General features: G+C 60.8%; 1 protein-coding gene. It reads left to right on the top strand.

The features are described from left to right. Nucleotides 1-469, top strand: a 469-nt coding sequence (locus tag A9K58_RS18770; protein ID WP_196769215.1) for a cbb3-type cytochrome c oxidase subunit I, incomplete at both ends; no start/stop codon positions are given.

Raw genomic sequence — 469 nt, 5'->3', positions numbered from 1 at the left:
TTTATGACGTATTTGATCGCGGTGCCGACCGGGATCAAGTTCTTCAACTGGGTCGGCACCATGTGGAAGGGCCAGTTGACCTTTGAGACGCCGATGCCGTTTTCGGTCGGCTTCGCGGTCACCTTCCTGTTGGGTGGTTTGACCGGTGTGCTGCTAGCCAGCCCGCCGCTGGACTTCCACGTGACCGACAGCTATTTCGTCGTCGCGCACTTTCACTACGTGCTGTTCGGCACCATCGTGTACTCCACGGTTGCCGGCATCTACTTCTGGTTCCCCAAGATGACCGGTCGGCTGCTCGACGAGCGGCTGGGCAAGCTGCACTTCTGGCTGACGTTCATCGGTTTCCACACCACGTTCTTGGTGCAGCACTGGCTGGGCGACATGGGCATGCCCCGGCGCTACGCCGACTACCTGCCCACCGACGGCTTCCAGGGTCTCAACGTGGTCTCGACCATCGGGGCCTTCATCC

The organism is Stenotrophomonas maltophilia (assembly GCF_001676385.1).
Lineage (GTDB): Bacteria > Pseudomonadota > Gammaproteobacteria > Xanthomonadales > Xanthomonadaceae > Stenotrophomonas > Stenotrophomonas maltophilia_J.
The sequence above is the reverse complement of the archived record's forward strand: the minus strand, read 5'-3'. Positions and strand labels throughout refer to the sequence as shown.